The sequence below is a fragment of the Geodermatophilus sp. CPCC 205506 genome, from assembly GCF_051383635.1.
GTDB lineage: Bacteria > Actinomycetota > Actinomycetes > Mycobacteriales > Geodermatophilaceae > Geodermatophilus.
Window position 1 is genome coordinate 97,496 of record NZ_JALPKP010000006.1, and the last position, 24,757, is coordinate 122,252.

The following is a 24,757-nucleotide window of genomic DNA, read 5'->3' on the forward strand; positions in this document are numbered from 1 at the left end:
TGAGAGCGGCCTAGAACGTTCTAGAAGGGGAGTCGGGATGGCGAGCGAGACGGTGGGTGTGGCCCTGATCGGGTCGGGGCGGATGGGCGCCTTCCACGCGCAGACGGTGGCGCTGCGCCTGCCGCAGGCGCGGCTGGTCGCCGTCGCGGACCCGGCTCCCGGAGCGGCTGAACGGCTGACCGGGCAGCTGGGCGCCGGCCGGGCGTACACCGACCTCGCGCAGCTCTGGGCGGACCCCGAGGTCGACGCGGTCGTCATCGCCGCACCGGCGCGGTCGCACGCCGACCTGGTGGTGACCGCCGCGGGCGCGGGTAAGCACGTGTTCTGCGAGAAGCCGATGGCCGTCACGCTGCCGGACGCCGACCGGGCGATCGACGCCGCCCGCGCCGCGGGCGTCGTCCTCCAGGTCGGGTTCAACCGCCGGTTCGCCGCGGACTGGCGGGCCGCCCGCGCGCTGCTCGACGCCGGCACGCTCGGCACCCCGCGCCAGCTGCGCTCGCTGACCCGCGACCCGGGCGGCTTCGACCCCTCCCGCGTCCTGCCGGACACGATCTTCCTCGAGACGCTCATCCACGACTTCGACACGCTGCGCTTCCTCAACCCCGGCGCGGAGGCCGTCGAGGTGTACGCCACCGCCGACGCGCTGGTCGAGCCGGAGTGGCGGGACCGCGGGCTGATGGACACCGCCGTCGTCCAGATCCGCTTCGACAACGGCGCCATGGCGGTCGCCGAGGCGTGCTTCGAGGCCGCCTACGGCTACGACGTCCGCGGCGAGGTGCTGGGCTCCGGCGGCATGGCCACCATGGGCGACGGCCGCCGGACCGGGATGGTGTTCTCGGGCTCCGCAGGCCGGCATGCCGAGACCGTGCGCAGCGACCAGGAGCTCTTCCCCGAGGGCTACACCGGCGAGCTGGCCGCGTTCGTGGACGCCGTCCGCACGGGGTCCCCGGCCCCCGTGACCGGCGAGGACGCCCGCGCGGCGCTGGCCATCGCGCTGGCCGCGGCGGAGTCGGTGCGCGCCGCCCGCCCGGTGCGCCTCGCCGAGGTGGAGAAGTGACGGCGTACCGCTTGGCGGCCTCGGCCGAGATGCTCTTCCTCGACCTGCCGTTCGCCGAGCGCGTGCGGCGCATCGCGGACGCCGGCTTCGAGGTCGAGATCTGGGACTGGACGGTCAAGGACGTCGACGAGCTGATCGCCACCGGCGCGACCTTCTCCTCGATGACCGGGTACGTCACCGGCACGCTCGCCGACCCCGACGGCGCCGAGGAGCTCCTGAAGACCGCCGAGCAGTCGCTGGCCGTCGCCGAGCGGCTGGACTGCCCGCGGCTCAACGTGCACGGGACGGGCCTGGACGGCCGGGGGCTGCCGGTGGTGGCGAGCGAGGTCGTGACCCCGGCGATGTGGCTGACCGCCGCGCGCACGCTGGAGCGGCTGGCCGCGCTGGGAGAGCGGGCCGGGCGGGTCTTCACGCTGGAGAACCTCAACACCGCCGTCGACCACCCCGGCACGCCCTTCGCCCGCGCCGCCGACACGATCGCGCTGGTGGAGGCCGTGGGCAGCCCGCACCTGCGGCTCAACCTCGACCTCTACCACGCGCAGATCGGCGAGGGGAACCTCGTCGAGCTCGTGGAGCGGGCGCTGCCGCTGGTGGGCGAGATCCAGGTGGCCGACGTCCCCGGCCGCTGCGAGCCGGGCACGGGGGAGATCCACCATCCGGCGATCGCCGCCGCCCTCGACCGGCTCGGCTACACCGGGGTCGTCGCCCTGGAGGGCTGGGCGTCCGGCGACCCGGCCGTGGCCCTCGACCGGTTCCGCGCCGCCTTTCCGCCCGCTCGCTGACCCCCCCCCGGGCCGTCGGCCGGGTGGCGCCGGGAGAGCACTCCGGCGCCACCCGGTCAACCGCCGTGGTGCCGTACCCGGTGGTCGGCGAGGGCGTCCAGGCCGAAGTCGGCCTCCGGGTCCCGCCACACCGAGTGCGCGTGGTTGGCCCCGTCCTGGGTGTTGTCCCACTCGACGAGCAGGCGCGGGCCCTGCAGCCGGTAGTAGTGCGGCAGGCCGGGCTCGGTGGAGCCGGCCCACGCCAGGTGCACGGTGTCGAGGTCCACCGGCCGGACCAGGCCGTCCGGCACCCGGCCCTGGTACGCCGCCAGCAGCGCCTCCAGGAGTCGGCGCTGGCCGTCGTCCAGCTCCCGCCCCGGGAGTCCCAGCGGATGCGCCGTCAGCGGCAGCTGCCTGTCGTCCTGAAGCACGTCGGCCGCGGGGAGCCGCGGGCGGCTGCCGCTGACGATGTCCCCGGGGGCCGTGTCGGCCAGCACCGCCCGGGCCCGCAGGCCGGGAGACAGCGACCGCACCAGGTCCCGCGCGAGGTCCTCGGTCGCGCCGAGCAGCCGCAGGGTCCCGGCGCCGAGCAGCGGAGCCGCGGCCGGGTTGGTCCCGATGAAGCAGGGCGTCATCGCACGGAGCCGGCCGTCGACGACGAGGTTGTTGAGGGACACGTGGTGGCCGCCGAACCGCCAGGCCCACGGGCCCGGTCCGCCCGGCTCGCCGAACACCCGCAGGTAGTAGAGGCCCGGGTCACGGAAGCGCTCCCGGCCCGCTGAGGACCGCAGGCCCTCGGTGTTGTCGAGCACGTTCTCCAGGCCGATGACGCCGCACACGGTCACGTAGCCGGCGGTCGAGAGCCCCGAGGCGACCAGTCCCAGCGCAAGGGACTGCTGGGCCGGCCGTTGGAGGCCCAGCGGCAGACCACCGTGGTCGGTGGGGACGTAGTCGAAGCGCAGCCGGTCGGCCTCGGCCTCCGGCCCGTCCGCCGGCCCGGGTCGCTGCGCCAGCCGGCGTTGCTCCGGGTCGAGCGAGGCCAGCCAGGCCGTCGCCGCCGCCGCCATCTCAGCGGCCACGACCGCGTCCGGCGATCCAGGATCGGGGTTCAGCGGTCTCCCTCTCTCCCGATGGCGACCCGAACGCTAGCGGGGCGACCGGCGCCGGCGGAGACATGTCTCGCCGGCGCCGGCCGGTCTCGCGGCCTTGTTCAGGCGTTCTGCGGGAAGCCGAGGTTCAGGCCGCCGTGGCTCGGGTCCAGCCAGCGGCTGGTGATGACCTTGCCCCGGGTGAAGAAGTGCACGCCCTCGGCGCCGTGCGCGTGGGAGTCGCCGAAGAGGCTGTTCTTCCACCCGCCGAAGGAGTAGTAGGCCATCGGCACCGGGATCGGCACGTTGATGCCGATCATCCCGACCTCCACCTCGTGCTGGAAGCGCCGGGCGGCGCCGCCGTCGTTGGTGAAGATGGCGGTGCCGTTGCCGTACTGGTTGGAGTTGACCAGCTCGAGGGCGTGCTCGTAGCTGTCCACCCGCAGGACCGACAGCACCGGTCCGAAGATCTCGTCGGTGTAGACGCTCATGTGCGGCTGCACGTGGTCGAGCAGGGTGGGGCCCAGCCAGAAGCCGTCCTCACCGCCGTCGGGCTGCACCTCCCGGCCGTCGACGACGAGCTTGGCGCCCTCCTCCTCGCCGGCGTCGACGTAGGAGTGCACCTTGTCGCGGTGCTCGCGGGTGACCAGCGGACCCATGTCGCAGCCCTTGCGCCCGTCGCCGGTGCGCAGGGTGACCGTGCGCTCGGCGATGCGGGCCACCAGGTCGTCGCCGACCCCGCCGACGGCGACGATCGCGCTGATCGCCATGCACCGCTCGCCGGCCGAGCCGAAGCCGGAGTTGACCGCGGCGTCGGCGGCGAGGTCCAGGTCGGCGTCGGGCAGCACGATCATGTGGTTCTTCGCGCCGCCGAGCGCCTGCACCCGCTTGCCGCTGCGCGTCCCGGTCTCGTAGACGTAGCGGGCGATCGGCGTCGAGCCCACGAAGGACACGCCCTTGATGTCGGGGTGCTCGAGCAGGCCGTCGACGGCGACCTTGTCACCCTGCAGCACGTTGAAGACGCCGTCGGGCAGCCCGGCCTCCTTCCACAGCTCGGCCATCCACAGCGCGGCCGACGGGTCCTTCTCGCTGGGCTTGAGGACGACGGTGTTGCCGGTGGCGATCGCGATGGGGAAGAACCACATCGGCACCATCGCCGGGAAGTTGAACGGGCTGATCACCGCCACCGGGCCCAGCGGCTGGCGCACGGAGTGCACGTCGACGTTGGTCGAGGCGTTCTCGGTGAAGCCGCCGCGGACCAGCGACGGCACGCCGCAGGCGTACTCGACGACCTCCTGGCCGCGCGAGACCTCGCCGAGGGCGTCGTCGAGGACCTTGCCGTGCTCGGCGGTGATGATCGCGGCCAGCTCGGGCTTGCGGGCGTTGAGCAGCTCGCGGAACCGGAACAGCACCGCCGTCCGCTTGGTCAGCGAGGTGTCCCGCCAGCCGGGGAAGGCGGCGGTGGCCGCGGCGACGGCGGCGTCGACCTCCTCGGGGGAGGCGAGCGCGACCGCGCCGGTCTGCTCACCGGTGGCGGGGTCGGTGACAGGGCCGGTGCGGCCGCTGGCGCCCTCGCGGCGGGCACCGTCGATCCAGTGGGGGATGGAGGTGGGCATGACTGCCTCTCAGATCTTCTAGGGGGCGGTGTCGTCGGGGAGCGGGGTCTGGGGGAAGTTCGGCCGCCCGGAGGCGACGGCGTCGCGCTGGGTGTCGCCGGGGAAGTGCTTGGCGACCAGCCCGCGGATGGCGTCGAGCATGCGGATCCCGGACTCGCGGGCCTCGTCGTCCCACCCGAACACGCAGGTGGTGAGGACGCCGTCGAAGCCGATCCCCGCCAGGGCGGCGAACGCCTCGTCGGCGTCGACGTCGCCGCGGCCGAGCTCCGTGTGCTGGTGGACGCGGACGGTGTTGCCCGGCGGGTTGGTGATGTAGCGCAGCCCGTCGGAGGCGGTGTGGTCCATCGAGTCGGCGACGTGGACGTGGGTGAGCGCGTCGCCGGCGTGGGCGATGATCCCGGCCGCGTCGTCGCCCTGGTGGAACGTGTGCGGCAGGCAGTACAGGAAGGAGACGTTGGGGCTGTCGATGCCGCGGACCATGTCGACGGCCGGGTGCCCGAGCTCGATGAAGTCGTCCGGGTGCGGCTCGAGGGCGAGCTTCACGCCCTCCCGCTCGAAGACCGGCAGGAGCTCCTCCATCGACCGCCAGAACATGGCCTCGGCGAGCTCCGGTGCCTCCGGGCGACCGTTGAACTCCGAGTTCATCGTGTCCACGCCGAGCTCGAGGCAGATCTCGATGGCCCGGCGCCAGTAGCGGACGGCGGCCTGCCGCTCGACCTCTCCCGGGCCCGACCAGCGCATGACCGGCAGCAGCGAGGTGACGCCGACGCCGGCCGAGGCCAGCCTCGACCGGAACGCCCGCACCGTGGCCAGGTCGACCCGCGGGTGCTTGAAGAACGGGATGAAGTCCTCGCGCGGCGAGAGCTCCATCCACTCGTAGCCCATCGAGGCGACGACGTCGGGCAGCTCCAGCAGGGGCGTCGTCCGCAGCATCTGCGGGTCCAGGGCGACTCTCATGGCTGCGTGCCCCCCCGCGGCGCCAGCTCCACCTCGGTGCGCTGCCCGGAGCGCAGCGCCGCGACGCCGGCGGCGCACACGGCCGAGGCCGCGTAGCCGTCCCACACGCCGGGGCCGTCGATGGTGCCGCGGCGGGCGGCGTCCACCCAGCGCTGCAGCTCGATGTCGTAGGCCCGGCCGAAGCGCTGCCGGAAGTCGGGGGCGATGGCCGTGCCGCGGGCCGCGCCGCCGGCGCCGCCGGTGTGCCGGACCAGGCCGACGTCCAGGCCGATCATCGCGCTGCCGTCCTCGGCGACGACCTCGGTGCGCACCTCGTAGCCCACGCCGGTGCTGACGAAGCACTCGACGTCCACCATCCGGCCGCCGGCGGTCTCGAAGAGCACGAGCAGCGGGTCGGACAACCCCTCCCGCGCGTGCCGGGTGGCCCGAGGCTGCAGCACGGTCACCGCGACGATCTCCTCGTCGAGGAGGAATCGGGTGACGTCGACCTCGTGCACCACCGAGTCGGTGATCATCATCTCGGTGGTGAAGCGCGGGTGGACGCTGGCGTTGCGGTGCGCGCAGTGCACGACCAGCGGCTCGCCGATCTCGCCTGACTCGATCAGCGTGCGCAGCTGCGCGTACTCCGGGTCGAAGCGGCGCATGAAGCCGACCTGGACCAGTCGCCGGCCGGTCCGCTGTGCGTACTCGTCCTCGGCCCGGACGACGGCCAGCGAGCTCTCGGCGTCCATGGTCAGCGGCTTCTCGCACAGCACCGGCTTGCCGTGCTCGATGCAGGCGAGCACCTGCTCCTCGTGGAACTGCCCCGGCGTCGCGATCAGGACGGCGTCGACCTGGGGGTCGGCGATCGCGGCCAGCGGGTCGGCGACCACGCGGCAGCCGGGCACGGACGCGGCGACCTCGTCGGCCTTCTCCTGGAACGCGTCGCTGACCACGGTCACCTGCGCGCCGGAGATCCGGCTGTAGAGGCGGGCGACGTGGTCGGCGCCCATCAGGCCGACGCCCAGCACGGCCACGCGCAGCTCGGCGGCGGGGACCTCTGCCATGGCCGGCAGCACGCCGGCGGCGGTCTCGGTGGTGGTCATGCCCGGGTCTCCTCGACGGTCGAGCGGGTCCTGGGGGAGCCGATCTCCAGTGCGGGGAACCCGCAGCTGCCGATGTAGCGGTGGGTGCGCTGGGCGATGGGGAGGGGCACGTCCGGCGCGCAGGGGTAGAGGTCGTGCTCGACGATCGCGAACACGTCGAGGCCGAGCTCCTCGATCGCCTCGAACAGCGGCGGGTAGGCCGGGACGCCGTTGGGCGGCTCGGTCATCGCGCCCATCCGCACCGCTTCCGGCCAGACGATGTCGTCGGCCAGGACGCGGTCGATGACGGCCGGGTCGACCTGCTTGAGGTGCAGGTAGCCGATCCGCTCCGGATAGCGGCGGATGAGGTCGAGGTTGTCGCCGCGGTAGTAGCTGACGTGACCGGTGTCGAGGCACAGCGGCACGAACCCGGGGTCGGTGTCGGCGAGGAAGCGCTCGATGTCGGCCTGGTAGCCCACGTGGGTCTCCGCGTGCGGGTGGAAGGCGATGGACAGGCCGTACTCCTCCTGCACCGCCTTGCCGAGCTGCGTCACGCCGGTCGTCTTCGCCGTCCACGCCTCGGGGGTGAGGTGCCGGGACTCGACGTCCGCGCCGGTCTTCTGGTCGCGGAAGGTGTCGGGGATGACGACGACGTGCGTGCCGCCCATCGCCTTGGTGAGCGCGGCGACGTCCTTGACCTGGCTCCAGACCGCGTCCCACGAGTCCGGCCGGTGCAGGTGCTCGAAGACGGTGCCGGCGGATACCCGCAGGCCCCGGGAGCCGAGCTCGTCGGCCAGCTGCGCGGGGTCGGTGGGCAGGTATCCGTAGGGACCCAGCTCGATCCACTCGTAGCCGCAGGCGCTCACCTCGTCGAGGAACTGCTGCCAGGGCACCTGCTCCGGGTCGTCCGGGAACCAGACGCCCCAGGAGTCGGGGGCGGACCCCACCCGGATGCGGGCGCGGCGCTGCTGCGCGGTCATGTCGTCGTCTCCTCGGGGAACGGGCGGGTGGGTCATGGCCGGGGGGTGTCGGTCTCGGACGGCGTGAGGTACGCGGGCCGCTGGACGGTCTTCCACCGCTCGTAGGTGGCGCGCGCGTCCTGGGTGCTCTGCAGCGTGGACACCTCGCTGACCGGGACGTCCCACCACGACGCGCTCGACGGCGCGTCCACGAGCGGGTCGGTCTCGACGTGCACGACGGTCGCCCGGTCGCCGGCCTTGGCCTTGCGCAGCGCCGCCTCGAGGCTCGGGCCGTCCTGGGCGACCAGGACGTCCACGCCCAGGCTGGCGGCGTTGGCGGCGAGGTCGACCGGGAGCACGTCGCCGTCGAGCCGGCCGGACGCCGACCGGTACCGGTAACGGGTACCGAAGCGCTGGGACCCGAGCGACTCCGACAGCGCGCCGATCGAGGCGAAGCCGTGGTTCTGCACCAGGACGACGATGATCTTCACGCCTTCCTGGACGGCGGTGACCAGCTCGGTCGGCATCATCAGGTAGGAGCCGTCGCCGACCATCACGAAGACGTCGCGGTCGGGGCTGGCCATCCGGATGCCGATGCCGCCGGGGATCTCGTAGCCCATGCAGGAGTAGCCGTACTCCACGTGGTAGCCCTTGCGGTCGCGGACCCGCCACATCTTGTGCAGGTCTCCGGGCATGGACCCGGCGGCGCAGACGACGACGTCGCGCGGTGCGGAGACCTCGTTGACCACGCCGATGACCTCGTTCTGGGTCAGCCGGCCGCCCTCGCCCGCGCTGGGGGTCTCCGGGTGGTAGGCGGCCTCGACGGTGGCCTCCCACTCGGTGGCCAGCTCCGCGCTGCGGGCCCGGTACGCGTCGTCGACCGACCAGCCGGCCAGCGCGTCGGCGAGGGCGGTGATCGCCTCCCGGGCGTCGGCATGCAGGGTGACGCCGGCGTGCTTGGCGGCGTCCATCGCCGCGACGTTGACGTTGACGAACCGCACGCCGGGGTCGTTGAAGGCGGTGTGCGAGGCGGTGGTGAAGTCCTGGTAGCGGGTGCCGATCCCGATGACGATGTCGGCCTCGCGGGCCAGGGCGTTGGCCGCGGTGGTCCCGGTCGACCCGATCGCGCCGACGGACTGCGGGTGGTCGTAGGGGAGTGACCCCTTGCCGGCCTGGGTCTGGCCGACCGGGATGCCGGTGGCGCTGACGAACGCGTCCAGCGCCTCGGTGGCCTGCGAGTAGATGACCCCGCCGCCGGCGACGACCAGCGGCCGGCGGGCGGAGCGGATCACCTCGACCGCGCGCTGCAGGGCGGCGCGCTCGGGCAGGGGCCGCCCCACGTGCCAGGTGCGCTCGGCGAACAGCTCGACCGGCCAGTCGAACGCCTCGGCCTGCACGTCCTGCGGGAAGCAGAGGGTCACCGCGCCGGTCTCGGCGGGGTCGGTGAGCACCCGCATCGCACCGAGCAGCGCGCCGGGCAACTGCTCGGCCCGCCAGATGCGGTCGAAGTAGCGCGACACCGGGCGGAAGGCGTCGTTGACGGTCACGTCGCCGCTGTCGGGACGCTCGAGCTCCTGCAACAGCGGCCCGGCCGAGCGCGTGGCGAAGGTGTCGGCGGGGAGCAGCAGCACCGGCAGCCGGTTGATGGTCGCCAGCGCGGCACCGGTGAGCAGGTTCGTCGAGCCGGGACCGACGCTGGTGGAGATCGCCCAGGTCTGCAGCCGGTCCTTGGCCCGGGCGTAGGCCACGGCGGTGTGCGCGACCGCCTGCTCGTTGCGGCCCAGCACGTAGGGGAGCGCGCCGGGCTCGTCGAGCTCGGCCTGCAGCAACGCCTGGCCCAGGCCCGCCACGTTGCCGTGGCCGAAGATGCCGAAGCAGCCGGCGAACAGCCGCTGCCGCTGTCCGTCGCGCTCGGTGTGCTGCTGCGCCAGGAAGCGGACGACGGCCTGGGCGACGGTCAGGCGCACGGTCTCGGCGCGTGCCGGCGGCGGGTACTCGCTCACGGTCGGGGGGCTCCGTTCTTCTCGGTGCCGGCGGGGGAGTGCAGGGGCAGGCGCGGGTCGACGTCCTCGCCGGCCCAGGTGTCGCGGATCCAGGTGTGCGCGGGGTCGTCGACGATCCGCCAGGCCCGCTCGGGACCGGGTCCGGCCATGACGTTGAGGTAGTAGAGGTCGTGGCCGGGCGCGGCGATCGACGGTCCGTGCCAGCCGTGGGGGACCAGGACGACGTCGCGGTCCCGGACCTCGGCGAGGACGTCGATCGGCCGCTCGGCGGTGCCGTACACGCGGTGGTAGGCCAGGCCCGGCTGGCCCTGCGGCCCGGCGGCGACCTCGAAGTAGTAGATCTCCTCGAGCTCGCTCTCCACGTCCGACGTCTCGTCGTGCTTGTGCGGCGGGTACGAGGACCAGTTGCCGCCGGGGGTGACGACCTCGCAGGCGATGATCGAGTCGGCCTCGAAGACGCCCGCGGTGGCGAAGTTGTTGACCTGGCGGCTGCACCGGCCGGCACCGCGCAGCTCGACCGGGACGTCGGCGGCCGGGCCGTACCGGACCGGGAGCCGGCGGCGGGCGCGGGCGCTGCAGAGCGCGAACCGCCCGCCGTCCCGGCTGGCCAGGGTCGCGGTGACCCCGAGGGGCAGGTAGGCGAAGTCGGTCGGCCCGGTGAAGACGCCGCTGCGGCCGGTGAGGGGGAGCACCTCCCCGTCGCACTCGACGGTCAGTCCGCCCTCCAGCGGGACGACGACGACCTCGTCGGGGCCGGTGTCGAGGGTCGCGCTGCCGCCGGCGGGCAGCTCCAGCACCCGGAGGCCCGAGTGCCCCCAGCCGGCCGACTCGGGGGTCACCTCGAGCGCGTACGGACCGGCGCCGGCGGTGCCGGCGGGCAGGTGCAGCGAGTGCGTGGTCGCGGTCATCGGCTCCTCCGTGGTGACGTTCCGGAGCGGCCCTCCTGCAGGGTCCCGGTGGGGGGCAGGAGGGTCCTTCTAGTGGACGAGGGCGACCGCGGTGTCCACGGCGGCGGTCACGTCGTCGTCCGGCGGGTAGAGCAGGGTCCGGCCGACGACGAGGCCGCGCACGGCCGGGAGGGCGAGGGCGCTCCGCCAGCTGGCGTAGGTCTCCTCCGGCCGGCGCGAGGGGTCCCCGCCCAGCAGCAGGGTGGGCAGCGTGGTGGCGTCCATGACCCGCTCCATCTCCGCCACCACCGGCAGCTTCAGCCAGGTGTAGGCGGAGGTGGCGCCCAGGCCCTGGGCGATGTGCACCGACTTGATGACGGCCTCCGGGCTGAGGTCGTTGGTGACCCGGCCCTCCACCCGGCGCGACATGAACGGCTCGAGCATCGCCACGATCCCGGCCCGGGCCAGCTCGCTGACCACCCGGCCGGCGGTCTCCAGCATGGTCACGGTCCCCGGGTCGTCGAGGTCGATGCGGTTGAGCATCTTCGCCGCGTCGAAGCGCGCCTCGACGACGCCGGCCACGTCGTAGCCGGTCATGCGGTCGTCGAGCTCGAAGGTGGCGCCGGCCAGCCCGCCCCGGTTCATCGAGGCGACGACGACCTTGTCCTCGAGGGCGCCCAGGAGCAGCAGGTCCTCGGCGACGTCGGCCGTGGCCAGCAGCCCGTCCACGCCGGGGCGGGCCAGCGCGGTGCGGAGCCGGTCGAGCATCTCGGTGCGGTTGTACATCGCCGTGGCCCGGCCCTGGGCCGCGAGCGCGCCCCGGGCGGGGTGGTCGGCGGCGACGAGCATCAGCCGCCCGTCCTCCGGGAGGAACGCCTTCCGCCGGCGCCGGGCGGCCAGCGCGCGCCCGATGGCCTCCGGCTCGCGGCTGCGCAGTTCGGTGACCTCGGCGTAGGTCCGGCACGCCGGCGACGGTGCGAGCACGTCGGCGGGGGACAGGACGGTGTCAGACACGGGTGTCCTCCAGGGTGGCGGCGACGTGTGCCTCGACCTCGGCGGCGGTCGGCATCGCGGTGGAGCACTCCAGCCGCGACGCGACGATCGCGCCGGCGGCGTTGGCGTTGCGCAGGATCCGCTCCAGCGGCAGCCCGCCGAGCAGCCCGGAGGCGAGGGAACCGCCGAAGGCGTCCCCGGCGCCGAGGCCGTTGACGACCTCCACCGGCGTGGGCGGGACGACGACCCGCTCGCTGCGCGTCTTGCCGAGAACCCCCTTCGGCCCCTGCTTGACGATCGCCAGCTCCACCCCGGCGTCCAGCAGCGCGTCCGCGGCCCGGTCGGGATCGGTCTCCCCGGTCGCGACCTCGCACTCCTCGCGGTTGCCGACGGCGACCGTGACGTGCGGGAGCGCGGCCCGGACCTGCTCCGACGCCTCCTCCCGGGACGCCCAGAACACCGGCCGGTAGTCCAGGTCCAGCACGGTGTGCCGGCGGCGTCCGCGGGCCTGCCAGGCGGCGTGGTGCGCCGACCGGCTCGGCTCCTCGGACAGCCCGGTCACCGTCGCCCAGAACAGGCCGGCGTCCCGGACGGCGGCCGGGTCGACGTGCTCCGGCCGCAGCTGGAGGTCGGGGGCCGCCGGCCGGCGGTAGAAGTACAGCGGGAAGTCGTCGGGCGGGAAGATCTCGCAGAAGGTGACCGGCGTCGGGTGCTCCCGGTCGACGACGACGAACCGGTCGTCCACCCCGAGGTCGCGCAGCGCGCGCCGCACGAACCGCCCGAAGGGGTCGTCGCCGACGCCGGTGACCAGGGCGGTGGCGTTACCGAGGCGGGCCGCCGCGACCGCGACGTTGGCGGCGCTGCCCCCGAGGAACTTGCCGAACGTCTCGACGTCCTCCAGCCCGACGCCGACCTGCAGGGGGTAGACGTCCACCCCGCTGCGGCCCATCACCACCATGTCGAGGGCGTCTCCCACAGCTCTCCATCCCCCTGCGTCGTCGGCCGGTGTCCTTGGGACTGTGCTCCGGGACACACTCGGCTGTCAATACTTTGTCAGGACATAACGCCAACAGGACGTGGTCACGTCGCGATGCCCCGTTGAGGTGAGGACGGACCGAGGTCGAGGTGCGACCATGGGTGCACGGGCTGCCGGTTCGATCCCGGGCGCCCCATCCGAGGAGGGACCCGTGGCACCCGTGCTCACCTTCGACATCGACCGCTCCAGCCCGACGCCGCTGTACTTCCAGCTGGCGCAGGCGATCGAGGGCGCCATCGCCGGTGGGGAGCTGCCGGCCGGCTCCCGGCTCGAGAACGAGATCCTCCTGGCCCAGCGCTACGGGCTGTCCCGCCCGACGGTTCGGCGCGCGGTGCAGGAGCTGGTCGACAAGGGGCTGCTGGTCCGCAAGCGCGGGGTCGGCACGCAGGTGATCCAGCCGCACGTGCGCCGGTCGGTGGAGCTGACGAGCCTGTACGACGACCTGTCCCGCGCCGGCGAGGCACCGACCACCGAGGTCCTGTCGCTGGACCGGGTGCCCGCGACGGCGGACATCGCCGAGGAGCTCGACATCGCCGAGGGTGACGACGTCGTCGTGGTGCGCCGGCTGCGCCGCTCCCGTGGCGAGCCGCTGGCGCTGCTGACCAACCACCTGCCCGGCCGGTTCGACCCGACGATCGAGGACCTCACCTCCCGCGGGCTCTACCAGTACCTGCGCGCCCAGGGAGTGCACCTGCGGGTCGCCCACCAGCGCATCGGCGCGCGGCTGGCGCGCGCGGAGGAGGCCCGGCTGCTGGACGAGCCGCCGCGGTCGGCGCTGCTCACCATGCAGCGCACGGCGTTCGACGACCAGGGCGTGGCGATCGAGCACGGCCGGCACGTCTACCGCGCCTCCCGGTACGACTTCGAGACGACGCTCGTCGGCCGGTGACCCGCCCGTGTGGTCTCTCGACACGGGGCGAATTGTCCTGACATAGTGGTGTGGCGGAGGTCACGTCCCGCGCCCCCCACGTCCTCCGGAGGAGAGCCATGCCCGCACGGCACCGCGTCGTCGTCGTCGGTGGTGGGTTCGGCGGTCTGAACGTCACCCGTGCACTGGCCCGCGCCGACGTCGACGTCACCATCGTGGACCGCACCAACCACCACCTGTTCCAGCCGCTGCTGTACCAGGTCGCGGCCGGCATCCTGCCGCCCGGGCAGATCGCGCCGGCGCTGCGCCGGGTGGTCCGGCGTCAGCGCAACGCCCGCGTGGTCCTCGCCGAGGTGGGGGACGTCGACCTGGACCAGCGCCTCGTGCACGCCGTCGCGCCGGACGGGGAGGACGTGCAGCTGCCCTACGACACGCTCGTCGTGGCCGCCGGAGCGTCCCACTCCTACTTCGGCAAGGACGCCTTCGCGGAGTTCGCGCCCGGGATGAAGACCGTCGAGGACGCCCGGTACCTGCGCGACGCCATCCTGTCGAAGTTCGAGATGGCCGAGCTCACCACCGACCCCGCCGAGCGGGCGGAGTGGCTGACCTTCGTCGTCGTCGGCGCCGGCCCGACCGGCGTGGAGCTGGTCGGGCAGGTGGCCGAGCTGGCGCACACCGTGCTGCCCCGCGACTTCCGGTCGGTGGACACGCACGAGACGCGGATCCTCCTGCTCGAGGGCGCGGGAGCGGTGCTGCCGCCGTTCGCGCCGCGGCTGCAGGCGTACACCCAGCGGCGGCTGGAGCAGATGGGCGTCGAGGTGCGGGTGCGGACCCTGGCCGTCGACATGGACCACGACTCGATCACCGTCGAGGGCCCCACCGGCCGGGAGGTGATCCGCGCCCGCACGCGGATCTGGGCCGCCGGGGTGCAGGCCTCACCGCTGGCGCGACTGCTCGCCGAGCGCGCCGGCGTCGACACCGACCGCGCCGGCCGGCTGCCGGTCCTGCCGGACTGCTCGCTGCCGGGGCACCCGGAGGTCTTCGCGATCGGGGACATGGTCGCCCTGGAGGGCGTGCCCGCGGTCGCCCAGCCGGCCCTGCAGGAGGGCCGCTACGTCGGCCGGGTGATCGCCGCCCGGCTGGACGGCCGGCCGGTCCCGGGGCCGTTCCGGTACCGGGACAAGGGGTCGATGGCCACCATCGGGCACCGGTCGGCGGTGGCCGACGTCCGCGGCCTGACGGTGACCGGCTTCCCGGCGTACGTGATGTGGGCTTTCGTGCACGTCCTCTACCTGGTCGGCTGGGGCAACCGGCTGGCCACCCTGTTCAGCTGGATCCGCGCCCTCTGGCTCTCGGAGAACCGTGGCCACCGGGTGATCACCTTCGACTCGGCCGCCCGGTCGGCCGATCCCACGACCTCGGGCCGGCCCGCGCACATCATGCCGCGCCGGCGAGAGGCCTCGGCATGATCTGAGGTGGGCGGGGCCGTTGCCGGACCGTGGCGCTGGCCACATCTGCTACCCCGTCGTGGGGACACTCACATGCTGCCGACGAGATCTGCCAAGCATATTGTCCGAACATGGAGTCATGACCCGCAGCCTCCTCGACTCCTTCAGCCGTACCCGCTCCGAGCGCCGCGCCCGCCGCGTCCTCGAGCAGGAGCTCGCCGACTACACGACCGTCGCCGACCGGGACGAGCTCGCCGCCCTCCTCGCCGGCCGCGGCTCGGCCGACAGCGAGACCGCCGAGATCCTCAGCCGCCAGGCCCGCGTGGAGCTGTTCCGCGCCAGCTGACGCGTCAGGCGAAGGGGTTCTCGCCCGCCTCGATCTGAGCGGCGAACTCCCGCAGGGCCGCCTGGTCGGGTTCCGCGCCCGCGCTGCGCACCACGGCCTCCAGCGCGGCGAAGACCTCTGCCGCCGGCCGGCCGGCCAGGCGCTCGCCCACCTCGGCCAGTGCCGGGGCCACCCGTTCGCTGACGAGCTCCTCCCGGCGCGCGCTCCGCGGCAGGAGCATGCGCAGCAACTCGCGCTGCAGGTCGTTCGCGGGACGGCGCACCACTGCCACCTCCGGTCGGGTCCGGCCCGGGTCGGCCGACGATGGACCGACCCGCACCCTCCCGATCGGGTGAGGTCGAACCGGTCGAGGTCCATGACCCTGGTCCATGCGGCGGCCGACCGCCAGACGCTCCCGGCCCGGTCCTCGACGGGGACCGGGCCGGGCGACGAGCCGAGGGGCTACCGCCGCGGGAGGTCGAGGTCGGCCTCGTACCGCGTCACCGTCTCCTCGGCGGAGGTGCTGATGTCGGTCAGGGTCACCACACCGGTCGCCCCGGCGTAGGTGCCCGTCCCACCGGTCACCGCGACGTCCAGCGTGAACGCCTCGGCGCTCTCCTCGGCGCCGAAGTCGGCCAGCACGGCCGCGTGCAGCTGCGATCCCTCGGTGAAGACGAACGCGGCCTCGCACCGGAGGTTCGCGACGAGTGCCTGGGCGGTGCACTCGATGTGGCTGCGGCCGACCTCGGCGCCGCGCGTGGTCCCGTCCTCGGTGTCGTAGAGCACCTCGCTGATGAACACGCGGGCACCGACCGGAGGCAGTCCCTCCGGTTCCTCCATGGACCCGTCGTCGGTGAAGGTGTCCCCGTTCGGCAGGACGATCGCGACCTCGTCCTCCACGGCGATCCAGCGACCGTCGGGATCCGCGGACCGGTCGTCCGCGGTGGCGAGGGCTGCGCTCGTGCCGATCAGACCGCCCGCCAGGACGACGGCGGACAGCACGGCGATACGTCGCATCAGGCTTCTCCTCGGGTGAGTGCGGATGTCCCCTCGGAGGCGATCGCGCTCGCGGCACCGGTGCCGCACCCGATGACGGGCCGTGCAGCACCGCCGGTCCGACGATCGCCCGGCCGGACACCGCGGAGGCCGCCGACGTTCGAGCAGCGGGGGCGGCGGGGGCCCGCTGGTGGCCGTTCCGGGAACGAGGGCCCAGGTCGACGCGCCATGGGCTCGGCGAGACGGCCCGGAGCAACGGTCCTCGGGATGCCCGGCGGAATCAAGGCCTCCTGGAACTCCGTGGTTCCGCCGCCTGCCCGGGGTCGGAGGAGCCGGTCCCGGGCGGCTGCCTCAACGGCCGGGTGCCCCGGCCAGGACCGCCTCGACGCGCCCGGCCGTCGCCAGCAGCGCCGCGTCGTCCCCCGGCAGCGCCTCGAGGGAGACGCCGATCGGCAGGCCGCCGGCGGTGGCCCCGGCCGGCAGCGAGATCGACGGCATGCCCGCGGTCGACCCCGGGCCGGTGTTGCGGATGGTCGTCAGGAAGACGGGGACCTGCCGGCCGTTGAGCTCGGTGGTCTCGTCGTCCCCGACCGGCGGCGCCGGTAGCGGCACCGTCGGGTAGACCAGCGCGTCCAGCCGTCCGCCGTCCGGGGCGCGCAGCGCGTCGGCGTAGGCGGCGCGCAGCCGGTCGCGGACGGCGAGCTGCTGCCGGTAGACCTCCTCGGTGATCCCGCCCGCCGCGGCGACCTCGAGCGCGGCACGGACGTCGGGGGAGGCGACCTGCGCCAGGACGTCGGCGAGGGTCAGCCGGTTCTCCGGTCCGGGCAGGGTGGCGAGGTAGGCGGGCAGCTCGCGGGCGATCTCGAAGAAGACGATCGGGAAGCCGCACTCGGCGTCCAGCTCGTGGGCGTCGGCCACGCGGACGTCGACCAGGTCGACGCCGGCGTCGGCGAGCCGGTCGAGCGAGCGCTGGGCGACAGCGGCGACCTCGGGGTGCAGGTCGTCGTAGAACCCGATCCGGGGGACGCCGAGCCGCAGGGCCCGGTCATGGCTGCCGGCGGCCGCCTGCCCGGTGACCAGTTCGTCGACGACGGCGACGTCGGCGACGCCGGTGGCCAGCACGCCGGCGGTGTCGCGGGTGCTCGAGATCGGCACCGTGCGCCCGGTGCCCCAGCGACCGACGGTCGGGCGCCAGCCGACCACTCCGCAGTGCGCGGCCGGCACCCGCACCGAGCCCCCGGTGTCGGTGCCCAGGGCGATCGGGACCACCCCCGTGGCGACGGCGACCGCCGAGCCGCCGGAGGAGCCGCCCGCCGACCGGGCGGGGTCGTGCGGGTTGCGGACCGGCCCGAAGGCGGCGTTGTTGCTGGTGATGCCCAGCGCCAGCTCGTGCAGGTTGGTCTTGCCGACGACGGCGACCCCGGCGGCGCGCAACCGCCCGACCGCGTGCTGGTCGCGGCCGGGCCGGGAGTTCCGGAGCGCGGGGGTCCCGCCGCTGGTGGGGAGGTCGGCGGTGTCGAGGTTGTCCTTCACCGCGAGCGGGACGCCGGCCAGCGGCCCCGCCCCGCCGGCCGGGCTGTCGGCGAGGCTGGTGAACGCGCCGAGCTCGGCGATCGCCCGGGCCCGCTCGAGCGCGGCCGCTCCGACCTCTCCGGGCGACGAGCCGTCGATGCGCTTCCGGACCGGGGTGATCCCCGTGGCCTGCAGGAACGTCATGTCCTCGCCTCTCGTCGGGCCGGAGTACCAGTCTCATCAATATCAGCGATTTTCCGGCCGGGAGCGGAACCGGCCACTACCCTGGGGCCATGACGGCGAGCATGCGTTCCCGCGCAGACGGGTCGGTTCCGCGGCCCATCAAGCGCGGCGCCAAGGTCGCCGAGGCCCTGGCCCAGGAGATCGTGCACGAGATCGTCTCCCGCAAGCTGGCGCCGGGCACCCTGTTGTCGTCCGAGGCGCAGATGCTCGAGGACTACGGCGTGGGCCGGGGGTCCCTGCGGGAGGCGCTGCGCATCCTCGAGGTGCACGGTCTGATCACGATGAAGCCCGGGCGCAACGGCGGTCCGATGGTCATCGAGGTCGGCACGCGTGACTACGGCCGTATGTCGACCCTGTTCTTCCACCTCGGCGGGATGACGTTCCAGCAGCTCATCGATGCCCGCCTGGTGCTCGAGCCGCTGATGGCCCGGATGGCCGCGGAGCGCCGGGGGCAGGAACTCGACGGGCAGCTCGCCGACCCGGAGACCACCCGCGTCGAGGACGACGCCACCTACTTCGACGCCACCAAGGACTTCCACCGCGGCGTCGCCTCCATGTCGGGCAACCCGGTGCTCAACCTGCTCTGCGTCTCGCTCGAGGACATCTTCCGCGACCAGGTCAGCGGCGCCCTCTCGCCCAAGGAGGAGCGCAAGCACGTGCTCGAGGTGCACACCGCGATCGCCGCGGCCGTCGCCGAGGGTGACGCCGAGCAGGCCGAGCGGCTGATGCGGGAGCACATGCAGCAGTACGCGGACTGGGTGAACGAGCGGCACCCGGACCTGATGCGCCAGGTCATCAACTGGCGCTGACGGACTTTCGACGCCGAAAGTCCGGGCTCGGTCCCGACTTTCCGCGCCGAAAGTCCGGGCTCGGTCCGGACTTTCCGCGCGGAAAGTCCACTCACCGACCGCGCCAGACCGGCTCCCGCTTCTCGGTGAACGCGCGGGCGCCCTCCTCGGCGTCCTCGGAGGCGCGCACCGGCGCGTAGATCTCCCACTGCCGGGCGAAGGCCTCGGCCGCGGGCCACTCGCTGCCCTCGGTGAGGATCCGCTTGGTGCCCTGGACGGCCAGCGGACCGTTGCCCGCGATCTGCCGCGCCAGCGCCAGCGCGGCCGGCAGCGCCTCGCCGGTGGGCACCAGCCGGTTGACCACCCCGGCGGCGTGGGCGTCCTGCGCGGGGATCCGGTCGCCGGTCAGCGCCCACTCGGTCGCCTTCGGCAGCCCCGCCTTGCGCGGCAGCCGGAGCAGCCCCCCGCCACCGGCGAGCAGGCCGCGCCGGACCTCGGGCAGCCCGAAGAACGCCCCCTCGCCGGCCACGATCAGGTCGCAGGCGAGCGCGATCTCGAACCCGCCGGCCAGCGCGAACCCCTCGACGGCGGCGATCAGCGGCTTCGCCGGCGGCCGCTCGACCAGCCCGGCGAAGCCGCGGCCGGGCACGTGCGGCTTCTCCCCGGCGAGGAAGGCCTTGAGGTCCATCCCCGCGCTGAACGTGCCTCCGGCACCGGTCACCACCCCGACGAACAGGCTGTCGTCGGAGTCGAGCTGGTCCATCGCCGCGCCGATGCCCTCGGCGGCGGCCTTGTTGATCGCGTTCTTCGCCTGCGGCCGGTTGACGGTGACGACGAGGACGGCGCCGTCCCGCTCGACGAGGACCTCCGGCTGCTCGCTCACGTCGTCACCCTGGCGCTCCGCGCCACGGTCGCTCCGCTCCTCGCTCGCCGGCGCTCGCTGCGATGCCCGCTCACTTGGGCTGCATCCGGATCGCGCCGTCCAGCCGGATCGTCTCGCCGTTGACCATCGGGTTGTCGATGATCGCCAGGGCCATCCGGGCGAACTCGTCGGGCCGGCCCAGCCGCCGCGGGTGCGGCGTCATCTGGCCGAGGGAGTCGCGGACGTTCTGCGGGAGCCGGGCCAGGATCGGGGTGTCGAAGGTGCCGGGCGCGATCGTGGCGACCCGGATCTGCCGGCTGGACAGGTCCCGGGCGGCGACCAGGGTGAGCCCGACGATGCCGGCCTTGGACGACGCGTAGGGGAGCTGGCCGATCTGCCCCTCCCAGGCGGCGACCGACGCGGTGAGCACGCAGACGCCGCGCTCCTCGCCGTCCACCGGGTCGTGCGCCGCCATCCGCGCCGCGGCCTGGCTGAGCACGTTGAACGTGCCGATCAGGTTGACCCGGACGATCGACTCGTAGAACTCCAGCGAGCCGGGGTTGCCCTCCTTGTCGACCACCCGCATCGCCCCGCCCCGGCCGGCGCAGTGCACGAGCGTGCGCAGCGGGGCCAGCTCGTCGGCGGCGGCCACCGCGGCGGCCACGGCGTCGGGCTCGGTGACGTCGGCGGCGACGAAGCGGGTCTTCCCGCCCAGCTCGGCGGCGACGTCGGCACCGGCGGAGGTGGGCAGGTCGACCAGGACGGTCGGTACCCCCTTCTCGACCAGACGGCGGGCGGTGGCCAGCCCGAGGCCGGAGGCCCCGCCGGTGACGACCGCGGACCCTGCTGTGACGTCCATGTTCAGCCCTTCGCGGAGAGGTTCTCGATCACCATGGCGTTGGCCATGCCGCCGGCCTCGCACATGGTCTGCAGGCCGTAGCGCTGCCCGGTGTCCTCGAGGAAGCCGAGCATCGTGGTGGCCAGCCGGACGCCGGAGGCGCCGAGCGGGTGGCCGAGGGCGATGGCGCCCCCGCGCGGGTTGAGCCGGGCGTCGTCCACCCCGAACTCGGCCTGCCAGGCCAGTGGGACCGAGGCGAAGGCCTCGTTCACCTCGACCGCCGCCATGTCGTCGATGGAGAACCCGGAGCGGGCCAGCAGCTTGTGGGTGGCCGGGATCGGCCCGGTGAGCATCAGCAGCGGGTCGTCACCGGTGACGGCGGTGGCCGCGACGCGGGCGCGCGGGGTCAGCCCCAGCGCGGCGGCCCGCTCCTCGCTCATGACCAGCAGCGCGGCCGCGCCGTCGGTGAGCTGGGAGGAGTTGCCAGCGGTGATCTTCCACTCGAGCTCGGGGAAGCGGACGGCGTTCGGGCTGCCGGCGAAGGCGGGCCTGAGCCCGGCGAGCTTCTCCGGGGTGGTGCCCGCGCGGATCGTCTCGTCGGCGGTCACCGTCCCGTCGGGGGTGGTGATCGGGGCCAGCTCGCGCTCGAACGCGCCCACCGCCTCGGCCGCGCGGGCGTGCGACCGGGCGGCGTAGGAGTCGAGCTGCTCGCGGGTCAGCCCCCACTTCTCCGCGACCAGCTCCGCGGAGATGCCCTGCGGCACCAGGCCGGGGGAGTAGCGGGCGAGGACCTGCGGGCCGTGCGGGTCGGCGGCGCCACGGGCCGAGCCCATCGGCACCCGGCTCATCGACTCCACCCCGGCGGCGACGACCACGTCGTAGGCGCCGGCGACGATCCCCTGGACGGCGAAGTCGAGGGCCTGCTGCCCCGAGCCGCACTTGCGCTCGATCGTCACCGAGGGCACCGTCTCCGGCCAGCCCGCGGCCAGCACCGCCTGCCGGCCGGGGGTGGCCGACTGCTCCCCGTTCTGGCCGACGCAGCCGACCAGCACGTCGTCGACGACGGCGGGGTCGAGGTCGTTGCGGCCGGCGAGGGCCTGCAGCACCTGGGCGAGGAGGTCGACCGGGTGGACGCCGGACAGGGCGCCCCCGGCCTTGCCGCGGCCCATGGGACTGCGGACGGCGTCGACGATCACGGCGGAGGGCATCAGGGGGCCGTCCTCTCGGCTGGCGAGTGTGGGCGTTGACACAATAACCATGAACACCAATAACATGGATAGGGCAGACGGCCCGGTCTCCGTGCCGGTCGATCCCCGAGCGACGGCGCCGGGGCGCACCCGGGAGGACCCCCATGACCTTCGAGCTGCCCGACGCCCACCGCGACCTGCTGCAGCAGGCCCGCGAGGTGGCCGGCAAGGTGCGCTGGCGGGCCACGGAGGCCGACGCCGCCACCGACGTCGACCCGGTGATGCGCGAGGCGCTGCAGGAGAGCGGACTGGCCGCGATCACCGTGCCCGCGGCGCACGGTGGCGCCACCGAGCAGGTCGACTCCCTGGCGGTGACCGTCGTCCGCGAGGCCTTCGGGGGTGTGTCGGCGCACCTGGACTCGCTGTTCGCGATGCAGGGCATCGGCAGCTATGCCCTGTCGGTCGCGGCCGCTCCGCGGGTGCAGCAGGAGTGGCTGCCGCGGGTGGTCGCGCTCGAGGCGATCGCCGCCCTGTGCCTCACCGAGCCCGCCGTCGGCTCCGACCTGCGCTCGATCACCACCACGGTCGTGGAGCGGGAGGGCGAGCTGGTGCTCGACGGGCACAAGTCGTTCATCACCAACGCGCCGGCGGCGGCCTTCTTCACCGTCCTGGCCAAGGAGGAGAGCGGCTTCTCGCTGGTGTTCGTGCCGGCCGACACCCCGGGCGTGCACGTGCAGTCCGGTCCCGACCTGATCGCGCCGCACATCATCGGCGACGTCCGCTTCGACGGCGTCCGCGTGCCGCTCGACTCGCGGGTCGGGCAGCCCGGGCAGGCCTTCCCCCTGGTGCTGCAGACCCTCGCCACCTTCCGGGTGTCCGTGGCCGGCTCCGCGGTGGGCGTCGCCCAGGCGGCGCTGGACGAGGCGGTCGCGCACACCATCTCCCGCGAGCAGTTCGGCAGCACGCTGGCCCGGCTCGGCCCCATCCCGCAGATGCTCGGCACCTGCTGGACGGAGATCGAGCAGGCCCGGCTGCTGACCTACTCCGCCGCCACCCGCGCCGCCGCCGACCCGCTCGGGGCGCTGCACTGGTCGTCGATGGCGAAGGTCGCGGCCACCGAGACCGCCGGCCGGGTCACCGACCGCTGCGTGCAGATGATGGGCCGCTTCGGCGTCGTCACCGGCTCCACGATCGAACGGCTGTACCGCAACGCCCGGCCCATGCGCATCTACGAGGGCGGCAACGAGGTGCTGCTCGGCCAGCTCGCCAAGACCCTGACCCGTCCGGCCCGCGGCTGATCCGCGGCTCCCCACCCGACAGAGAGGACCGCCATGGTCGCCGTCGGCATGCTGCTCTCCGACGTCCCCAGCTCGGTCAGCCCCGCCCAGCAGTTCGACGACGTGCGCCGCATCGTCGACGCCGCGCAGCGCAACGGGATGACCTACATCGCGATCGGCCAGCACTTCCTCTACGGGGAGCTGCGCTGGCTGCAGCCGGTGCCCCTGCTGGCGCGGCTGGCCGCCGACTGCGACCCGCAGACCCGGCTGGCCACCCAGATCATGATCGCGCCGCTGTACCACCCGGTGCTGCTGGCCGAGGAGCTGGCGACCCTCGACGTGGTCACCGAGGGCCGGCTGGTCTTCGGCGCCGGCATCGGGTACCGGCCCGAGGAGTTCGAGTACCTGGGGATCCCGTTCAAGGAACGGGCCGCCCGCACCGACGAGATCCTCGAGCTGCTGGTGAAGCTGTGGACGCAGGACGAGGTCACCCACTCCGGCCGCTTCTGGCAGCTCGAGGGCGTCCGCCCGCACCTCAAGCCGGTGCAGTCGCCGCACCCGCCGATCTGGGTCGGCGCGCAGAGCGTCGCCGGCGCCCGCCGGGCCGGCCGGCTCGGCGACGCCTTCCCGGTCACCCCGGAGGCCACCTTCGACGAGATCGAGGAGCGCTTCGCCGCCGTGCGGGAGGGGTTCGCCGCCCGGGGCAAGCCGTTCGGCCCGCAGCCGGTGCGCCGCAACGTGCTGGTCGCCGGCTCCCGGGAGGAGGCGATCGTCGAGTACGCCCGGGTCTCCAAGGGGAAGTACCTGAGCTACGCCCAGAAGGGCATGAGTCATGCCGGCAGCGCGGCCGACCTCGACGCCGACTTCATCGCCTCGGTCACCCAGCACGCCGTGCTCGGCACGGACGAGGAGGTCATCGCGCAGCTGACCGAGCTGTGCACCCGGTTCCCGGTCGACCCGCTGCTGCTGCGCCCGCAGTGGCCGTCGATGAGCGCCGCGGAGACCATCGCCGCGATCGAGCGGCTGGGCAAGGGGGTGGTCCCGGCGATCCGGGCCCTGCCCACCCCGCAACCCGAGCCCGTGCCCACCGGCGCGGTCTGAGCGCACGAGCGATCCGACAGGAGGAGACATGGGACGTTTCGAGGGCAAGGTCGCCTTCGTCACCGGAGGAGCCCGCGGTCAGGGCCGGTCGCACGCCGTGCGGCTGGCCGCCGAGGGCGCCGACGTCGCGGTCATCGACGTCACCCGCCAGTTCGACTCGGTGCAGTACGCGATGTCGACGCCGGAGGACCTGGCCGAGACCGAGAAGCTGGTGCGCGACCACGGCCGGGAGTTCCTCGGCATCACCGGCGACGTGCGCGACGAGGAACAGGTGAGCGCCGCCGTCGCCCAGGTCGAGGAGCGGTTCGGCGGCATCGACCTGGTGTGCGCCAACGCCGGCATCCTGCCCTCGACCGGCCCGCACGCCCAGCGCATGAGCGCCTGGCACGACACCATCGCCACCAACCTCTCCGGCGTCTTCTTCACCCTGCGCGCGGTGACCCCCGGCATGGTCGAGCGCGGGCGCGGCGGGGCCATCTGCATCACCGGGTCGACGTCGAGCTTCCGCGGCGTCGCCTACAAGCTGGAGATGCTCAACCCCGGCCACATGGCCTACGGCGCGGCCAAGTCCGGCGTGCTGGCCCTGATGCGCAACTACGCCATGGCCCTGGGCAAGTACGGGATCCGGGTCAACACCGTCGTCCCGGCCGGCGTGGACACCCCGATGATCAACAACGAGTTCTTCACCAAGGACCTGCAGGCCGACGCCCCACCCGGCTGGATGGCGAACGTGATGGAGCACGGGCTGGTGCAGCCCGGCGACATCTCCGACGCCGTCCTCTTCCTCCTGTCCGACCAGGCGAAGTTCGTCACCGGCACCGCGCTGCCGGTCGACATGGGGACGCTGCTGATCTGAGCGGCGGGTGGGGTGGGGTCCGGCCCCACCCCACC

The 24,757-nt window shown here is 73.8% G+C and carries 24 protein-coding genes; 9 read left to right on the plus strand and 15 right to left on the minus strand.

From position 1 onward, the window contains the following. The first annotated feature begins 37 nt into the window (after positions 1-37). Positions 38-1,057, plus strand: a complete 1,020-nt coding sequence (locus MY520_RS05270) for a Gfo/Idh/MocA family oxidoreductase (protein ID WP_436690797.1) — start codon at positions 38-40, stop codon at positions 1,055-1,057. Beyond that, positions 1,054-1,839, plus strand: a complete 786-nt coding sequence (locus MY520_RS05275; RefSeq protein WP_436690799.1) for a TIM barrel protein — start codon at positions 1,054-1,056, stop codon at positions 1,837-1,839. The genes MY520_RS05270 and MY520_RS05275 overlap by 4 nt, the downstream gene beginning before the upstream one ends. A gap of 56 nt (positions 1,840-1,895) precedes the next feature. Here MY520_RS05275 and MY520_RS05280 read toward each other — a convergent pair whose 3' ends face one another. The 9 genes from MY520_RS05280 to iolC form a co-directional block, all read right to left on the minus strand. After that, entirely contained in the window at positions 1,896-2,897 is a 1,002-nt protein-coding gene (locus tag MY520_RS05280) for a DUF3500 domain-containing protein (protein WP_436690801.1), read from the minus strand. 131 nt (positions 2,898-3,028) lie between these two features. Then, positions 3,029-4,522 carry a CoA-acylating methylmalonate-semialdehyde dehydrogenase gene (locus MY520_RS05285; RefSeq protein WP_436690803.1) on the minus strand — a complete coding sequence of 498 codons (1,494 nt, stop codon included), beginning with the start codon at positions 4,520-4,522 and terminating at the stop codon, positions 3,029-3,031. A gap of 18 nt (positions 4,523-4,540) precedes the next feature. After that, on the minus strand, positions 4,541-5,479 hold the full coding sequence (locus MY520_RS05290) for a sugar phosphate isomerase/epimerase family protein (protein WP_436690805.1): 939 nt from the start codon (positions 5,477-5,479) through the stop codon (positions 4,541-4,543). Then, positions 5,476-6,564 carry a Gfo/Idh/MocA family protein gene (locus tag MY520_RS05295; protein ID WP_436690807.1) on the minus strand — a complete coding sequence of 363 codons (1,089 nt, stop codon included), beginning with the start codon at positions 6,562-6,564 and terminating at the stop codon, positions 5,476-5,478. The genes MY520_RS05290 and MY520_RS05295 overlap by 4 nt, the downstream gene beginning before the upstream one ends. Continuing rightward, positions 6,561-7,523, minus strand: coding sequence for a sugar phosphate isomerase/epimerase family protein (locus tag MY520_RS05300; RefSeq protein WP_436690809.1), 963 nt, complete (start codon positions 7,521-7,523; stop codon positions 6,561-6,563). The genes MY520_RS05295 and MY520_RS05300 overlap by 4 nt, the downstream gene beginning before the upstream one ends. A 32-nt stretch (positions 7,524-7,555) precedes the next feature. Further along, positions 7,556-9,505: a 3D-(3,5/4)-trihydroxycyclohexane-1,2-dione acylhydrolase (decyclizing) gene (gene iolD, locus MY520_RS05305; RefSeq protein WP_436690811.1), complete on the minus strand. Its 1,950-nt coding sequence runs from the start codon at positions 9,503-9,505 to the stop codon at positions 7,556-7,558. Next, a complete protein-coding gene (iolB, locus tag MY520_RS05310; protein WP_436690813.1) occupies positions 9,502-10,413 on the minus strand; it encodes a 5-deoxy-glucuronate isomerase in 912 nt (303 codons plus the stop codon). Before iolB ends, iolD begins: the two co-directional genes overlap by 4 nt. Positions 10,414-10,482: 69 nt before the next feature. Next, positions 10,483-11,406, minus strand: coding sequence for a class I fructose-bisphosphate aldolase (locus MY520_RS05315; protein ID WP_436690815.1), 924 nt, complete (start codon positions 11,404-11,406; stop codon positions 10,483-10,485). Then, positions 11,399-12,361: a 5-dehydro-2-deoxygluconokinase gene (gene iolC, locus MY520_RS05320; RefSeq protein ID WP_436690817.1), complete on the minus strand. Its 963-nt coding sequence runs from the start codon at positions 12,359-12,361 to the stop codon at positions 11,399-11,401. Before iolC ends, MY520_RS05315 begins: the two co-directional genes overlap by 8 nt. A gap of 211 nt (positions 12,362-12,572) precedes the next feature. Between iolC and MY520_RS05325 the strand changes: the two genes are divergently transcribed. The 3 genes from MY520_RS05325 (at position 12,573) to MY520_RS05335 (ending at position 15,083) form a co-directional block, all read left to right on the plus strand. Continuing rightward, the gene (locus MY520_RS05325; protein ID WP_436690819.1) at positions 12,573-13,310 is read left to right on the plus strand and encodes a GntR family transcriptional regulator; all 738 of its coding nucleotides are present in this window, start codon (positions 12,573-12,575) and stop codon (positions 13,308-13,310) included. 98 nt (positions 13,311-13,408) lie between these two features. Beyond that, complete coding sequence (locus MY520_RS05330; RefSeq protein WP_436690821.1) at positions 13,409-14,758, plus strand: NAD(P)/FAD-dependent oxidoreductase; 1,350 nt, start codon at positions 13,409-13,411, stop codon at positions 14,756-14,758. 118 nt (positions 14,759-14,876) lie between these two features. Beyond that, complete coding sequence (locus MY520_RS05335; protein ID WP_436690823.1) at positions 14,877-15,083, plus strand: hypothetical protein; 207 nt, start codon at positions 14,877-14,879, stop codon at positions 15,081-15,083. A 4-nt stretch (positions 15,084-15,087) separates the two neighbouring features. On the opposite strand, the gene MY520_RS05340 is transcribed toward MY520_RS05335, so the two are convergent. From MY520_RS05340 to MY520_RS05350, 3 genes are all read right to left on the minus strand, one after another. Further along, entirely contained in the window at positions 15,088-15,345 is a 258-nt protein-coding gene (locus MY520_RS05340) for a hypothetical protein (protein ID WP_436690825.1), read from the minus strand. Between the two features lie 179 nt (positions 15,346-15,524). Further along, positions 15,525-16,079 carry a hypothetical protein gene (locus tag MY520_RS05345; protein ID WP_436690827.1) on the minus strand — a complete coding sequence of 185 codons (555 nt, stop codon included), beginning with the start codon at positions 16,077-16,079 and terminating at the stop codon, positions 15,525-15,527. Between the two features lie 330 nt (positions 16,080-16,409). After that, positions 16,410-17,774: an amidase family protein gene (locus MY520_RS05350; RefSeq protein WP_436690828.1), complete on the minus strand. Its 1,365-nt coding sequence runs from the start codon at positions 17,772-17,774 to the stop codon at positions 16,410-16,412. A gap of 89 nt (positions 17,775-17,863) precedes the next feature. Here MY520_RS05350 and MY520_RS05355 point away from each other — a divergent pair, with 89 nt between their 5' ends. Beyond that, positions 17,864-18,622: a FadR/GntR family transcriptional regulator gene (locus MY520_RS05355; RefSeq protein ID WP_436690830.1), complete on the plus strand. Its 759-nt coding sequence runs from the start codon at positions 17,864-17,866 to the stop codon at positions 18,620-18,622. Positions 18,623-18,713: 91 nt separating this feature from the next. Here MY520_RS05355 and MY520_RS05360 read toward each other — a convergent pair whose 3' ends face one another. From MY520_RS05360 to MY520_RS05370, 3 genes are all read right to left on the minus strand, one after another. Continuing rightward, a complete protein-coding gene (locus tag MY520_RS05360; RefSeq protein WP_436690832.1) occupies positions 18,714-19,484 on the minus strand; it encodes a crotonase/enoyl-CoA hydratase family protein in 771 nt (256 codons plus the stop codon). 70 nt (positions 19,485-19,554) lie between these two features. Then, on the minus strand, positions 19,555-20,322 hold the full coding sequence (locus tag MY520_RS05365) for an SDR family NAD(P)-dependent oxidoreductase (protein WP_436690834.1): 768 nt from the start codon (positions 20,320-20,322) through the stop codon (positions 19,555-19,557). 2 nt (positions 20,323-20,324) lie between these two features. Continuing rightward, a complete protein-coding gene (locus tag MY520_RS05370; protein ID WP_436690836.1) occupies positions 20,325-21,509 on the minus strand; it encodes a thiolase family protein in 1,185 nt (394 codons plus the stop codon). 143 nt (positions 21,510-21,652) lie between these two features. On the opposite strand from MY520_RS05370, the gene MY520_RS05375 reads away from it, so the two are divergent. From MY520_RS05375 to MY520_RS05385, 3 genes are read left to right on the plus strand one after another with little or no spacing between them, the layout of a single operon-like run. Then, a complete protein-coding gene (locus MY520_RS05375) occupies positions 21,653-22,786 on the plus strand; it encodes an acyl-CoA dehydrogenase family protein (RefSeq protein WP_436690838.1) in 1,134 nt (377 codons plus the stop codon). A 33-nt stretch (positions 22,787-22,819) separates the two neighbouring features. Then, positions 22,820-23,866 (plus strand): LLM class flavin-dependent oxidoreductase, encoded by a 1,047-nt coding sequence (locus tag MY520_RS05380; RefSeq protein ID WP_436690840.1) that lies wholly within the window; start codon positions 22,820-22,822, stop codon positions 23,864-23,866. 28 nt (positions 23,867-23,894) lie between these two features. After that, positions 23,895-24,722: a mycofactocin-coupled SDR family oxidoreductase gene (locus tag MY520_RS05385; RefSeq protein ID WP_436690842.1), complete on the plus strand. Its 828-nt coding sequence runs from the start codon at positions 23,895-23,897 to the stop codon at positions 24,720-24,722. The last annotated feature ends 35 nt before the right edge of the window (positions 24,723-24,757 follow it).

Bases quoted from the DNA above. Each gene is read 5' to 3' on its own strand.
- MY520_RS05270 (WP_436690797.1), top strand. From the start codon at position 38: ATGGCGAGCGAGACGGTGGGTGTGGCCCTGATCGGGTCGGGGCGGATG.
- MY520_RS05285 (WP_436690803.1), bottom strand. From the start codon at position 4,522: ATGCCCACCTCCATCCCCCACTGGATCGACGGTGCCCGCCGCGAGGGC.
- MY520_RS05290 (WP_436690805.1), bottom strand. From the start codon at position 5,479: ATGAGAGTCGCCCTGGACCCGCAGATGCTGCGGACGACGCCCCTGCTG.
- MY520_RS05295 (WP_436690807.1), bottom strand. From the start codon at position 6,564: ATGACCACCACCGAGACCGCCGCCGGCGTGCTGCCGGCCATGGCAGAG.
- MY520_RS05300 (WP_436690809.1), bottom strand. From the start codon at position 7,523: ATGACCGCGCAGCAGCGCCGCGCCCGCATCCGGGTGGGGTCCGCCCCC.
- iolB (WP_436690813.1), bottom strand. From the start codon at position 10,413: ATGACCGCGACCACGCACTCGCTGCACCTGCCCGCCGGCACCGCCGGC.
- MY520_RS05330 (WP_436690821.1), top strand. From the start codon at position 13,409: ATGCCCGCACGGCACCGCGTCGTCGTCGTCGGTGGTGGGTTCGGCGGT.
- MY520_RS05335 (WP_436690823.1), top strand. From the start codon at position 14,877: ATGACCCGCAGCCTCCTCGACTCCTTCAGCCGTACCCGCTCCGAGCGC.
- MY520_RS05345 (WP_436690827.1), bottom strand. From the start codon at position 16,079: ATGCGACGTATCGCCGTGCTGTCCGCCGTCGTCCTGGCGGGCGGTCTG.
- MY520_RS05350 (WP_436690828.1), bottom strand. From the start codon at position 17,774: ATGACGTTCCTGCAGGCCACGGGGATCACCCCGGTCCGGAAGCGCATC.
- MY520_RS05355 (WP_436690830.1), top strand. From the start codon at position 17,864: ATGACGGCGAGCATGCGTTCCCGCGCAGACGGGTCGGTTCCGCGGCCC.
- MY520_RS05365 (WP_436690834.1), bottom strand. From the start codon at position 20,322: ATGGACGTCACAGCAGGGTCCGCGGTCGTCACCGGCGGGGCCTCCGGC.
- MY520_RS05370 (WP_436690836.1), bottom strand. From the start codon at position 21,509: ATGCCCTCCGCCGTGATCGTCGACGCCGTCCGCAGTCCCATGGGCCGC.
- MY520_RS05375 (WP_436690838.1), top strand. From the start codon at position 21,653: ATGACCTTCGAGCTGCCCGACGCCCACCGCGACCTGCTGCAGCAGGCC.
- MY520_RS05380 (WP_436690840.1), top strand. From the start codon at position 22,820: ATGGTCGCCGTCGGCATGCTGCTCTCCGACGTCCCCAGCTCGGTCAGC.
- MY520_RS05385 (WP_436690842.1), top strand. From the start codon at position 23,895: ATGGGACGTTTCGAGGGCAAGGTCGCCTTCGTCACCGGAGGAGCCCGC.